11 protein-coding genes are annotated in these 12,850 nt (G+C 73.2%); 6 read left to right on the top strand and 5 right to left on the bottom strand.

Going from position 1 to position 12,850, the window contains the following annotated elements:
* The first annotated feature begins 165 nt into the window (after window positions 1-165).
* Complete coding sequence (locus ACFRAC_RS14490) at window positions 166-2,256, top strand: SpoIIE family protein phosphatase (protein WP_382924221.1); 2,091 nt, start codon at window positions 166-168, stop codon at window positions 2,254-2,256.
* A 34-nt stretch (window positions 2,257-2,290) separates the two neighbouring features.
* The gene (locus ACFRAC_RS14495) at window positions 2,291-3,154 is read left to right on the top strand and encodes an Fpg/Nei family DNA glycosylase (protein WP_382924222.1); all 864 of its coding nucleotides are present in this window, start codon (window positions 2,291-2,293) and stop codon (window positions 3,152-3,154) included.
* A gap of 171 nt (window positions 3,155-3,325) precedes the next feature.
* On the opposite strand, the gene ACFRAC_RS14500 is transcribed toward ACFRAC_RS14495, so the two are convergent.
* From ACFRAC_RS14500 to ACFRAC_RS14510, 3 genes are all read right to left on the bottom strand, one after another.
* Entirely contained in the window at window positions 3,326-3,979 is a 654-nt protein-coding gene (locus ACFRAC_RS14500) for a zf-HC2 domain-containing protein (protein ID WP_382924223.1), read from the bottom strand.
* 151 nt (window positions 3,980-4,130) lie between these two features.
* Window positions 4,131-4,646, bottom strand: a complete 516-nt coding sequence (locus ACFRAC_RS14505) for a hypothetical protein (RefSeq protein WP_382924224.1) — start codon at window positions 4,644-4,646, stop codon at window positions 4,131-4,133.
* Window positions 4,647-4,792: 146 nt separating this feature from the next.
* Window positions 4,793-5,338 (bottom strand): sigma-70 family RNA polymerase sigma factor, encoded by a 546-nt coding sequence (locus ACFRAC_RS14510; protein ID WP_382924225.1) that lies wholly within the window; start codon window positions 5,336-5,338, stop codon window positions 4,793-4,795.
* Window positions 5,339-5,550: 212 nt separating this feature from the next.
* On the opposite strand from ACFRAC_RS14510, the gene ACFRAC_RS14515 reads away from it, so the two are divergent.
* The gene (locus ACFRAC_RS14515; protein WP_382924226.1) at window positions 5,551-6,696 is read left to right on the top strand and encodes a CapA family protein; all 1,146 of its coding nucleotides are present in this window, start codon (window positions 5,551-5,553) and stop codon (window positions 6,694-6,696) included.
* Between the two features lie 6 nt (window positions 6,697-6,702).
* Here the strand turns inward: ACFRAC_RS14515 and ACFRAC_RS14520 are convergent, their stop codons facing one another.
* Window positions 6,703-7,176 carry a MarR family winged helix-turn-helix transcriptional regulator gene (locus ACFRAC_RS14520; RefSeq protein WP_382924227.1) on the bottom strand — a complete coding sequence of 158 codons (474 nt, stop codon included), beginning with the start codon at window positions 7,174-7,176 and terminating at the stop codon, window positions 6,703-6,705.
* Window positions 7,177-7,233: 57 nt separating this feature from the next.
* Between ACFRAC_RS14520 and ACFRAC_RS14525 the strand changes: the two genes are divergently transcribed.
* Window positions 7,234-8,049 carry an alpha/beta fold hydrolase gene (locus ACFRAC_RS14525; RefSeq protein WP_382924228.1) on the top strand — a complete coding sequence of 272 codons (816 nt, stop codon included), beginning with the start codon at window positions 7,234-7,236 and terminating at the stop codon, window positions 8,047-8,049.
* Window positions 8,050-8,067: 18 nt separating this feature from the next.
* On the opposite strand, the gene ACFRAC_RS14530 is transcribed toward ACFRAC_RS14525, so the two are convergent.
* On the bottom strand, window positions 8,068-8,529 hold the full coding sequence (locus tag ACFRAC_RS14530; protein ID WP_382924229.1) for a universal stress protein: 462 nt from the start codon (window positions 8,527-8,529) through the stop codon (window positions 8,068-8,070).
* An 89-nt stretch (window positions 8,530-8,618) separates the two neighbouring features.
* Between ACFRAC_RS14530 and lysX the strand changes: the two genes are divergently transcribed.
* Together lysX and ACFRAC_RS14540 are read left to right on the top strand one after the other, a co-directional pair.
* Window positions 8,619-11,900, top strand: a complete 3,282-nt coding sequence (gene lysX, locus ACFRAC_RS14535; protein WP_382924230.1) for a bifunctional lysylphosphatidylglycerol synthetase/lysine--tRNA ligase LysX — start codon at window positions 8,619-8,621, stop codon at window positions 11,898-11,900.
* Window positions 11,901-11,992: 92 nt separating this feature from the next.
* The gene (locus ACFRAC_RS14540; protein ID WP_382924231.1) at window positions 11,993-12,844 is read left to right on the top strand and encodes a polysaccharide deacetylase family protein; all 852 of its coding nucleotides are present in this window, start codon (window positions 11,993-11,995) and stop codon (window positions 12,842-12,844) included.
* The last annotated feature ends 6 nt before the right edge of the window (window positions 12,845-12,850 follow it).

Here is a 12,850-nt window from a genome sequence, read left to right on the forward strand (position 1 = left end):
GCCGCGCCCTCCTCTCCCGGTGCCGGTGCCTCGCCATGCTCTCGCCCTGCCATGGTCGCGCCCCGGGCACACCTGCCGCCCCGCCTGTCACTCCTTCGCGCGTCGCACGCGATCCCTCCCGCCGTCCCAGTCGAAGAATCGGGTAAATGCTGGCAAGGTGGCTCCATGGTTGATCGGGGAGCGAGCGCCCTGTCACTCCCGGACGACTGGCCCACCCACCCGGAACCGATCCTGGCGCTCAACCGCATGGGCAGCTTCGACTGGGACCTGGACAGCGGGCTGTTCCACATGGACGCCCAGGCCCACGAGGTCTTCGACCTGCGCCCCGACGAGTACGACGGCCGCCCCGAGAGCCTGTCCGCGCGGGTCCCGCGGGCCGAGGCCTTCCGCCTCGACGGCCTGGTCTCCCAGGCCCTGAAGGACGGCAGCGAGAACTACGGCGCCTACTTCCGCATCCGCACCCGCGCCGGCACGCTGCGCTGGACGCACACCCAGGGCTACATCCGGCGGGACGAGACCGGCCGGCCGCGCCGCATCATCGGCATCGTCCGCGACGCCACCGACGAACTCGCCGAGAGCGAGGAACGGCTCGAACAGGCCGCCGAGGACGAGGCGCGGCGCCGGCAGACCAACGTCGTGCAGCTCACCACGGCGGCTCTCGCGCACGCCCGCACCGTCCAGGACGTCATCGACATCCTCAAGGACACCCAGGGCCTCACCCTCCTCGGCGCCAAGAGCCTCGTCATGGGCCTCGTCGAGGCCGGCAGCCGCATCCGGCTCGTCGCCGAGGGTCCCGCGGGCAGCTTCGTCCCCGGCACCCTGGTCACCCGGATCGACGACCCGTACCCGATGAGCGAGGTCGTCCGGACCCTCAGCCCCCGCTTCATCGAGTCGCCGGAGGAGTTCGCCGAGAACTACCCGATCCTCTGGCCGCACATCACCGGCCTGCACATCACCGCCGCCGCCTACATGCCGCTGATCGCGCAGGCCCGCCCGATCGGCGCCATCGGCCTCCTCTACAGCGACCGGGGCGCGTTCTCCGCGGAGGACCGCAACGTCCTTGTCGCCCTCGGCAGCAGCATCGCCCAGAGTCTCCAGCGGGCCATGCTCTACGAACAGGAGAAGGACCTGGCCACCGGCCTCCAGCAGGCCATGCTGCCGCGCACCATCCCCAGCGTGCCCGGCGCCGAGGTCGCCGTCCGCTACCGCGCCGCCGGGGCCGCGGGCACCCTCGGACGGGACATCGGCGGCGACTGGTACGACCTGATCCCGCTGCCCGGGGGCCGGGTCGGCGCCGTCATCGGCGACGTCCAGGGCCACGACACGCACGCCGCCGCCGTCATGGGCCAGCTCCGCATCGTGCTGCGCGCCTACGCCGCCGAGGGCCACACCCCGGCCACCGTGATGGCCCGCGCCTCCGTCTTCCTGCACGAACTCGACACCGACCGCTTCGCGACCTGCCTGTACGCCGAGGCCGACCTGTCCACCGGGGTCGTCCAGGTCGTCCGCGCCGGCCACATCGACCCGATGCTGCGCGAGCCCGGCGGCGCCTGCCGCCGCGTCCCCGTCGAGGGCGGGCTGCCGCTCGGGCTGTCCGCCGAGTTCGGCAGCCTCGAGTACCCGGTCGGCACGCTGGAGCTCGACGCCGGCCACACGCTCCTGCTGTGCACCGACGGCCTGGTCGAACTGCCGGGCGCCGACCTCGACGAGGGCATGCGCACCCTCACCGGGCTCATCGGCGCCGGCCCCCTGGACGTCCGGGAACTCGCCGACCGGCTCATCGACGTCGCCGAGGAGCGCGGCGGCGACGACGACGTGGCCCTGCTTCTGCTGCGCCGCCGCGTCCTCGACACCCCGCAGGCCGGCGGCCGGCTCCAGCAGCACGTCGCCCCCGGCGACCCGGAGGCGCTGACCGGCGCCCGGCACATGATCCGCGCCGCCGTGCGCGCCTGGAGCGCCGGTGACCGCGCCGACGAGATCGAACTGGTCGCCGACGAGCTGATCACCAACGCCCTCATGCACACCGAGGGTGCCGCCGTGGTCACCCTGCGGGTCCTCGTCGGCAACGACCGCCGGCTGCGCGTCGAGGTGGAGGACTCCTCCAGCGCTTTGCCGCGGCGCCGCGAGGCGGGGGAGTCCGGGGTGTCCGGCCGGGGCCTGCTCCTGGTCGACCTGCTGACCGACGTGTGGGGCGTGGAGGCGCGCGGCGGCGGCAAGGCCGTGTGGTGCGAGTTCGTGGTGCCGGAGCGGGCCTGATGGCGTTGCCGGTGGCGGATGGCACTCTTGACGTATGCCGGAACTCCCCGAGGTGGAAGCGCTCAAGGACTTCCTCACCGAACACCTGGTCGGACACGAGATCGTCCGGGCGCTGCCCGTCGCGATCAGCGTCCTGAAGACGTACGACCCGCCCCTCGGCGCGCTGGAGGGCCACCGGGTCACCGCCGTGCACCGCTACGGCAAGTTCCTCGACCTGGAGACGGACGGCGGGCCCCGTCTCGTGACCCACCTGGCGCGGGCGGGCTGGCTCCACTGGAAGGACCAGCTGCCCAGCGGCCTGCCCCGCCCCGGCAAGGGGCCCCTCGCGCTGCGGGTGGCCCTGGAGACCGGGGCCGGCTTCGACCTGACGGAGGCCGGCACCCAGAAGCGGCTCGCGGTGTACGTGGTGGCGGACGCGCAGGAGGTGCCCGGCGTCAGCCGTCTCGGCCCCGATCCGCTCGCGGACGACTTCGACGAGGCGCGGTTCGCCGCCCTGCTGAAGGACGAACGCCGCCAGATCAAGGGCGCCCTGCGCGACCAGAGCCTGATCGCCGGGGTGGGCAACGCCTACAGCGACGAGATCCTGCACGCCGCGAAGATGTCGCCGTTCAAGCTGGCGGCGTCGCTGCGTCCCGAGGACGTCACCCGCCTGTACGAGGCGCTGCGGACGACGCTCACCGGGGCGGTCGAGCGCTCGCGCGGGATCGCGGCCGGGCGCCTGAAGGCGGAGAAGAAGAGCGGCCTGCGCGTGCACGGCCGCACGGGTGAGCCCTGCCCGGTGTGCGGCGACACCATCCGCGAGGTCTCCTTCAGCGACTCCTCGCTCCAGTACTGCCCGACCTGCCAGACGGGCGGAAAACCACTGGCGGACCGCAGGCTGTCACGGCTCCTGAAGTAGCCCCTCAGGCCGGGCCCGGCGTGGGCGGGGTCCACGGCCCGCGCGCCGGGCGGTGCCGGCTCCCCGGGACGGCCGTCACCCGGTCCACGTCGAGCTGTTCCCGGAGCAGACAACCGGTCGGCTCCGCCCCCGTTCGGGGCCGGCTTCCGCGTCGCTGAGGAGAATGCCGTGTCATCCGGGCTTGATCGTCACCAGGTGCTCGCCGTCCGAGGTCCGCACCTCGTAGCGCGCGATCTCGTCGGTGTGCATCGCCGAGGCGCCCTTCATGGTGTTCTCGCGGGCGTCGTCGCGGGTGGCCGACCAGCTGGTCACCGTCTCCTCGGCGCCGTCCCGGCCGACGGCGATCAGGTGGCAGGCGCGCGGCCCGGCGCCGTCCTTGACCTTGAGCTCGACCTGGGTGCCGTAGGCCTCGTTCTCCGTTCTGACCTGCGCCCACACCCCCGAGCGCGCGTCCGTGGCCTCGACGACCTGGCGGGTGTGCTCCTCACCGGTCGCCATGAGCGCCACCCCGGGGCCGACGAGGGCGATCACCACCGAGGCGGCCAGGGTGTACAGGGTGCGCCGGCGGCCGGCGCGGTGCCGTGCGGCCACCGTGTCGAGCAGCCGGTTCAGCATCTGCGGGCCCGGCTGTGTCATGGGGTGCACGAAGCGCGGCGTGGACCGCCGGTACAGCATCAACTGGCGGGTGACGGGCCCGAACTCGGTCACGTGTGCGCTGCACCGCGCGCACTCCATGAGGTGGTCCTCGAAGCGGAACGCCTCCGCCTCGCTGAGCACGCCGAGCGCGTACGCGGCGACGTCGCGATGCCTCTCCAGGGACCTCATGCCGAATCCTCGTGCCGTTGGGTGTGGGGTGTGTTACTCCGTGCGCCCATTGGTACGCACCGGGCCGCCGAATCACTCAAGCCGCACACAGAATCGCAACCAGGGGATTCGGAGCGGTCGGCGCCGAGGATTGGTCCTGGGGGAGAAATTCTCAGAAAAGGTGGATGGCCAGGTGTCCGAGGGGCAGCCCGAGCTGCCACGCGGGGGTCCAGACCTTGGGTCCCTCGTCCTCGCCGGCCGAGGTGCCGCCCCCCGGCACCGCGTTCAGGTCGGGGGCGAGCAGCTCGGTCTCCCGCAGCCAGCGCCAGGCCGCCTCGGCGAGCCGCAGATCGGGGTCCGGCCCGCCCGACTCGGCGGCCCGCGCCGCGAGCGCGGCCATCGTCTCGCGCACCCAGTGCTGCCACGGCTGGTCGTAGGCGGTCAGGGACAGCCAGGTCTCCAGCTGGGTGACGACCCGGATGCCGGACAGCTCGCCGTCGGTGTCCGACAGGAAGATGGTCAGCGCCAGCGCGTCTCGGCCGGCGCGGAACTCGAAGGACGTCGGTGGCATCAGATCACCGGTGCGCAGCAGCTCGTCGGCGATGTACTCGGCGTACAACCACGCCATCGGGACGGTGAGTTCGCCGCCGCCTGTGCCGTCCGTGCTCTCCTGACCTGTGTGCAGCATCCCTTCCTGCCTTCCTCCGGTGGGTGCGTCGCCCCACCCCGGGGTCGTGGGCTCTTGCCCTATCCGGAACACGGATGGGGACAGCCGATTACTCAACCGGGGTGTTCAGCAAGGCGCTTTACGGAGGTTTGACTCGGCCGTCGGTTTCACCGCAGGTCGGGCGCGTATCCCGGAAGCACCCTGCGCAGGGCGCGGAGCGCGTAGTAGGCGCGCGACTTCACCGTACCGGGCGGAATCCCGAGGGTCCGGGCCGCTTCCGCCACGCTCGCCCCCTGGAAGTACACCAGTACCAGGACGTCACGGTGCTCGGGAGTGAGAGTCTTCACAGCCTCGCGGACGTCGAGCGCCTCGGCGGCCCGCTCGGCGTGATCGGACATGACGCGGGCGTTCTCCAGTATCGCGTCCCCGACCTCGGCCGGACGTGCCTGCCGGGCCCGCCGCGCGTCGATCGCGAGCCGCCGGGCGACGGTCATCAGCCACGGGCGCACGGAGTCGAAGTCGTCGGCGCGCAGGGCCTCGGGGTGCTGCCAGGCGCGCACCAGCGTCTCCTGTGCCAGATCCTCGGCCCGCTGCCGGTCTCCGTCGCAGAGCCGGAGGAGGAGCGCGAAGAGGGGCCGGCCGTGCTCGCGCTGCAGTGCGGCGAGCTCGTGCTCGGCGGTCGTCCTGTTCGTGAGGGTGGTTCCGGCCGTCATGGCCGTATCGCAGCGCAAGCCCGGATCGGGGGACAGGGCGCGCGCAACTGCCTGCGGCGGACGGTCGATCGCGTCGGCGAACGGTGCGGTGAACGGTCCCTTCCGCCTGCGGCGGGTGCGCGGACGGGCTAATCGGAGTGGCCGAATTGTTTGCGATGGTGTCCTGCTTCGTACCTATTTGATGCGTATATACGACCACAAGGGGTGAGCTGATGATCGCACGCAGTCGGCTTGTGGCCATCGCTGTCACAGCCGTCCTCGCCGCAGGCGCCGCCTGCCAGGCCCACAACCGTGAGGTCGCGGGCCGGTCGGGTTCGTCCGACGGTCCCCGCGGCTTCACGCTCGTCGCCTCCGGCGACGTGCTGCCGCACACGTCCGTCATCGACCGCGCGCGCTTCGACGCCGGGGGCAAGGGGTACGACTTCCGTCCGATGCTCGCCGGGGCCAAGCCCGTCGTCTCCGCCGCCGACCTGGCGCTGTGTCACATGGAGACCGTCTACGGCGAGAACGGCGAGTACACCGGCTACCCCCTGTTCAAGTCGCCGCCCGAGGTCGCCCGCGGTCTCGCCGCCACCGGCTACGACGGCTGCTCCACGGCCTCCAACCACAGCCTCGACGACGGCGCCGCCGGCATCCTGCGCACGCTGAACGCCCTCGACCGGGCGAAGGTGAAGCACGCCGGCACCGCGCGGGCGGAGGGCGAGTCACGCACCGCGACCGTGCTGCGGGCGGGACCGGCCAGGGTGGCGCACCTGTCCTACACCTACGGCGTCAACGACCTCCCGCTGCCTCCCGGCCAGCCGTGGGCGGTCAACCTGATCGACCAGAAGAAGATCGTGGCGGACGCCCGCGCCGCCCGGAAGGCCGGCGCCGACGTCGTGGTGGTGTCCCTGCACTGGGGCACCGAGTGGCAGGACGCCCCGGACGACGAGCAGCTGACCCTGGCCCGCGACCTCACCGCCGCGCGCACCGGCGACCGTCCCGACATCGACCTGATCCTCGGCACCCACGCCCATGTCCCGCAGGCCTACGAGAAGGTCAACGGCACCTGGGTGGTCTACGGCATGGGCGACCAGATCGCCGGCGCCATGTACAACGACCAGGGCGTGCAGGACCCGCGCGGCAACGAGTCCACCCTCGGCCGCTTCACCTTCGCGCCGCCCGCCGAGAAGGGCGGACGCTGGGAGGTGACCAAGGCGGAGTTCCTTCCGCAGCTCTTCGACGTCGACGCCGGCCGGGTGGTCGACCTCAACCGGGCCATCGCCGGCGGCGCGGACCTGCGGGGCGTGCGCGACCGCATCCGGGACGTCGTCCTCAGCCGGGGCGCGGCGGAGGACGGCCTGCAGATGGCGAAGTAGCCGCGGTCAGCCGCCGTCGGCGCGCTCCATCAGCCGCAGCAGCTCGCCGAGCACCCGCACGCACGCCGTCACGTCCGCGTCCGTGAGGGCGCCGTCCGTCTCGCGCAGCGCGCGGTGCTCGCGCGCGAGCACGGCCGTGATCGCCCGCCGTCCCGGGTCCGTGAGCCGGATCAGGGCGGACCGCTGGTGGGCCGGGTTCGGGACGCTCTCCACCAGCCCCCGCGCCGCGGCCTCGTTCACCGTGCGCTGCACGAACTGACGGCTCACGGCCAGGGCGCGGCCCATCGCCGGCACGGTCAGCGGCCCACGCCCGTGGAGCAGGTCCAGGACCGCCCGGACCGTGACGGACAGGCCCTCGGCGGCCGCGCCCCGCTCGACGCTGTGCTGGGTGAGCCGGTACAGCGGGCCCACCAGGTCGAAGACCTCGGTCAGCCGGTGGGCCAGCTCGTCGGGGGGAAGGGGCTTGCCGGTGTCGTTCACCCGGCCATCATGACACCTCGGTTGTCAAAACGGCGAGAAGATGACACCTTGGTTGTCATGACAGTTGCTGCGGAACCCAGCTACTTCGCCTCGGCCGACGGCGACCTCGCCTACCTCGACACCGGCTCCGGCGACCCCGTGGTCCTCCTCCACTCCGGCTACGTCGACCACCGCGTCTTCGCCGGGCAGATACCGGCGCTCGCCGCCCACCACCGGGTGATCGCCCCCGACGTGCGCGGCCACGGCCTCTCCGCCAACGCCACGAAGCCCTTCCGCTGGGCCGACGACCTCGCCGCCCTGCTGCGCCACCTCGGCACCGGCCCCGCCGTCCTCGTCGGCGTCTCCATGGGCGGCGTCATCGCCACCGACACCGCGCTGGAACACCCGGAACTGGTCCGCGCCGTGGTCACCTGCGGCGCCGCCACCGGCGACTTCACCTACACCGACCCGTGGACCAGGGGCATCCAGGCCGAATACGCGCGCACCCTCGGCGCCGGCGACATCGAGGGCTGGCTGCGGGCCTTCCTGCGGGTGATCCCCGGCGAACACCGCGACGCCGCCGACATCGACCCGGAGATCGCCCGGCGCCTGCGCGAGATGGCCCTGCACACCCTCTCCAAGCACACCCCGGACGAGAAGGACCGGCTCGTGCGGGTGACCGGCTCCTGGGCCCGGCTGCCCCAGCTCGACGTGCCGCTCCTGGCCCTCAACGGCTCCCTGGAACCCGCCGACATGCTCGACGCCGCCGAACGGCTCGCGCGGGCCGTCCCGCGCGGCCGCACCGCCACCGTCGACGGCGTGGGCCACTACCTCAACATGGAGAAGCCGGACGACTTCAACGCGGTCGTGCTCGACTTCCTGCGCACCCTCTGACCGCGCCCCGGCCCGGGGCTACGGCACCACGGTCACCGGCCAGCGCCCGGCCTTGACCAGCCGTACCGCCACCGAGCCGACGATCCGGTGCCCGGCCTGCTCCGAGGCGCCCACCACCACGGCGTCCGCCTTCAGTTCGTCCGCCGCCTTCACCAGGCCGCTGTAGGGGTCGCCGCGGAAGGTGTGGAACTCCCAGCGCAGATCGAATATCCCCTTCACCCGCTCGGTCGCCTCCCGCAGATAGGCGATCAGCTCCTCGGCGATCTCGTCCGTCGTCTCCGCGACCGGCGCCCCGAGCGCGACCCCCGCCGTCACCACCGGCTGCACGTACACGAGGGCGAGCAGCGCCCGCTGCCGGCGGGCCAGCCCCGCGGCGTAGGCCGCCGCACGCAGCGACGAGTCCGAGCCGTCCACGCCGACCACGATGACCTTGGGCCCGTCGGTACCCCGCTCGAACCGGTGCGCGTCCTGTTCCGTCACGGCACGGAGGTTATCGGAAGCCCCGGCCCCGGCCGACCGGGCAGGCCGCTCGACGGGCGGGGAGGCGGCCGCCTTCCTAGAGTCGAAGAATGACTGCCACCGTGGAGACCGTCCGCAGGAAGGGCGCCACGGGCTCGGCGAGGCCGCCCGGAAACGGGGTCCTCAGCAAGGTCCCCCAGGGTTTCGCGGCCTTCTTCGGCGCCCTCGGACTGTTCTGCGTGCTGCTGGCCCTCGTCCCGCCGCTGCGCACGGGGCTGCGCCCCGTCGTCCGCGCACTCGACCAGATCGTCGTCCCCGTCAGCGCGAACCTGGCCTACGCCGTCTTCCTCTTCCTGCTCGCCGCCGCGACCGCCGCCCGCAAGAAGGTCGCCTGGTGGCTGGTCGTGATCTACCTGGGCCTGCTCGTCCTCTCCGACATCGTCGGCACGGTCGTCGGCGACCACGCCGACTCCGTCCCCTCCCTCGTCGTGTGCGCGCTCGCCCTGGTGCTGCTGATCGTCGCCCGCGGGGAGTTCTACGCCGCGTCCCGCCGGGCCGCCGTACGCCGGGCCCTCGGCGTCCTCGTCGCCGGTCTCGCCGCCGGCATCCTGATCGGCTGGGGCCTCGTCGAGCTGTTCCCCGGCACCCTGCCGCAGGGCCAGCGGCTCGCCTGGGCCGCCGACCGGGTCTGCGGCGGCCTCGTCTCCGGCACCAGCTACGACGGCCGCCCGCCCCGGCCGCTGTACTTCGTGCTCGGCCTGTTCGGCGCGCTCGCCCTTCTCAACGCCGCCGCGACCCTGTTCCGTTCGCAGCGCATGGAGGCCGCCCTGCACGGCGACGAGGAGGACCGCATCCGCGCCCTGCTGCGCGCCTACGGCGACCAGGACTCCCTCGGCTACTTCGCCACCCGCCGCGACAAGGCCGTCGTCTTCTCGCCCAGCGGCAAGGCCGCCGTCACCTACCGCGTCGAGGCCGGCGTCTGCCTGGCCAGCGGGGACCCCGTCGGAGACCGGGAGGCGTGGCCGCACGCCATCGCCGCCTGGCAGGACCTGGCCCGCCGCCACGCCTGGGCGCCCGCCGTGATGGGCGCCTCCGAGGACGGCGCCACCGCCTACGCCCGCGCCGGGCTCGGCGCCCTCCAGCTCGGCGACGAGGCGATCCTGCGCGTCCAGGACTTCGACCTCGACGGCCGCGACATGCGCGTCACCCGGCAGGCCGTCCACCGGGTCCGGCGCACCGGCGCCCACTGCCGGGTCCGCCGCCACTCCACCCTCGGCGCGGCCGAGATGGCCGACATCACCGGCCGGGCCGACGCCTGGCGGGACACCGAGACCGAACGCGGCTTCTCCATGGCCTTGGACCGCCTCGGCGACCCGGCCGACGGCGGCTGCCTCCTCGTGGAGGCCCGGGACGAGGACGGCGGCCTGATCGCGCTGCTCTCCTTCGTGCCCTGGGGCCGCGACGGCGTCTCCCTGGACCTGATGCGCCGCGACCGCCGCCGCGCCCCCAACGGCGTCATGGAGTTCATGGTCGCCGAACTGTGCGCGGCCGCCCCCAAACTCGGCATCCGCCGGATCTCGCTGAACTTCGCCGCCTTCCGCTCCGTCTTCGAGGAGGGCGCCCGTATCGGCGCCGGGCCGGTGCTGCGGATGTGGCGGCGCCTGCTGCTGTTCTTCTCCCGGTGGTGGCAGCTGGAGGCGCTGTACCGCTCCAACGCCAAGTACCGGCCCCAGTGGTACCCGCGCTTCCTGTGCTACGGCGAGGCCGCGTCCCTCGCCCGCATCGGCCTGGCCTCCGGCATCGCCGAGGGCTTCGTCCCCGTACCGTCGCTCCACAAGCTGCACCGCAAGGGGCGCCCGCGCAACGAGCCCCGCCCCGCGACCACCGAAGGCCTGCCCTCGCTCGCGGCCCTCGGCCTCGACGGAGGGGACGAGGCCGCGGCGGCCGCATCGGACGCCGGACTCCCCGAACAGGTCCGCGTCCGGCACCGCACCCTCGACCGGCTCCGCGAGGCGGGCGTCGACCCCTACCCGGTCGGCATCCCCGCGCGCACCCACGCCCTCGCCGACGTCCCCGCCGGCCAGCGGGTCACCGTCGCCGGCCGCGTCATGCTCGTCCGCGACTTCGGCGGACTCGTCTTCGCCGTGCTGCGCGACTGGTCCGGCGACCACCAGCTCGCCCTCACCCGCGCCGAGTCCGGCGCCGCCCTCGACCGTTTCACCGCCGACTGCGACATGGGCGACCTCGTCAGCGCCACCGGCCGGGCCGGCGTCAGCGACAAGGGCGAACCCACCGTCTTCGTCACCTCCTGGCAGCTCATCGGCAAATGCCTGCGCCCGCTGCCCGACAAACGCCGCGGCCTCGCCGACCCCGAGACCAAGATCCGCATGCGCTACCTCGACCTGGTCTCCAGCCCCGCCGCCCGCGACACCGTCCGGGCCCGCTCCACCGCCGTCCAGGCCCTGCGCCAGGGCCTGCTGGACCGCGGATACCTGGAGGTCGAGACCCCGGTCCTCCAGCAGATCCACGGCGGCGCCAACGCCCGGCCCTTCACCACCCACATCAACGCCTACGACCTCGACCTCTATCTGCGCATCGCCCCCGAGCTGTACCTGAAGCGGCTGTGCGTCGGCGGCGTCGAGAAGGTCTTCGAGATGGGCCGCACCTTCCGCAACGAGGGCGTCGACTACAAGCACAACCCCGAGTTCACCATCCTGGAGGCCTACCAGGCGTACGCCGACTACGACGTGATGCTCGACCTCGTCCGCGACCTCGTCCAGGGCTGCGCCCGGGCGGCCTTCGGCGCGGAGATCGCCCGCAAGGACGGCGAGGAGTACGACATCTCCGGGCGCTGGCCGGTCAAGACGGTGTACGGCGCGATCTCCGAGGTGCTCGGCGAGGAGATCGGCCCCGGCACCGAACTGCTGCGGCTGCACCGGCACTGCGACCGCGTGGGCGTGCCCTACACCGCCGACGACGGCCACGGCGACGTCGTCCTGGAGATGTACGAACGGCTGGTCGAGGAGAGGACCCGGCTGCCCACCTTCTACAAGGACTTCCCGACCGACGTCTCCCCGCTCACCCGCCGGCACCGCGAGGACCCCCGGCTCGCCGAACGCTGGGACCTCGTCGCCTTCGGCACCGAACTCGGCACCGCCTACTCCGAGCTCACCGACCCCGTCGAACAGCGCCGCCGCCTCACCGCCCAGTCGCTGCTGGCCGCCGGCGGCGACCCGGAGGCCATGGAGCTCGACGAGGAGTTCCTCGACGCCCTGGAGTACGCCATGCCGCCCACCGGAGGGCTCGGCATCGGCGTGGACCGGCTCGTCATGTTCCTCACCGGCCTGACGATCCGGGAGACCCTGCTCTTCCCGCTCGTCCGGCGCCGCTGACCACGACCGGGGCTCGGCCGCCCGGGTGCTTCGATGCCGCCGTCCCGGTGCCGCACTGGTGCGCCGGTCCGTGACCGGGCGACTGATGAGTCATGACGAAGGATCAGCTGCCCCCGCGTCTGCTCACCCGCCGCCGTCTGCTGGTCGCCGGAGCGGCCGCCGTCTCGGCCGCCGGCACGGCCGGAGTCCTCGCGGCGGTCGCGGGCGACGACGAGCCGGTCCGGGCCGCCGCCCCGCCCGCGGGCCCCCAGGCCCACCCCGCCCGGAAGCCGAGCTCCTACCGCCTGCAGCCTCTGACCGGATACGGCCCGCCGCGCGCCGCCCCCCACCGGACCCTCGTGCGGCACGCGCCCCTGCTGCGGATGCCGGGCCGCGGCCGTGTCATGCTGCTGACCTTCGACGACGGCCCCGACCGCCGCTACACCCCGCGCGTCCTGGACACCCTGCGCGCATACGACGTACGCGCCACGTTCTTCGTGTGCGGCGAGATGGCCGACTACAACAAGGACCTCGTGGCCCGCATGGCCGACGAGGGCCACGTCGTCGGCAACCACACCTGGTCGCACCCGCTGCTGACCCGGCTCAGCCGCCGCCGGATGCGCGAGGAGATGGAACGTACCAGCGACGTCGTCGAGGACGCCTGCGGGGTGCGCCCCGTCTGGTTCCGCGCCCCCTACGGCGCCTGGAACCGGACCGCCTTCCAGCTCGGCGCCGACCTGGGCATGGAGCCCCTGGCGTGGACCGTGGACACCCTCGACTGGACCACGCCGGGCACCCGCAGAATCGTTCAAGCAGTGTGGGACGGCGCCGGCCCCGGCGTCGTGGTGCTCTCGCACGACGCCGGGGGCGACCGTTCGCAGAGCGTCGCGGCCCTGCGGACCTATCTGCCGCGACTGCTGGACGCCGGGTACCACCTGACGGTCCCCGACCGGCGGCTCCTCTGACGCGGC

The sequence above is a fragment of the Streptomyces sp. NPDC056628 genome (assembly GCF_042792555.1).
Classification (GTDB): domain Bacteria; phylum Actinomycetota; class Actinomycetes; order Streptomycetales; family Streptomycetaceae; genus Streptomyces.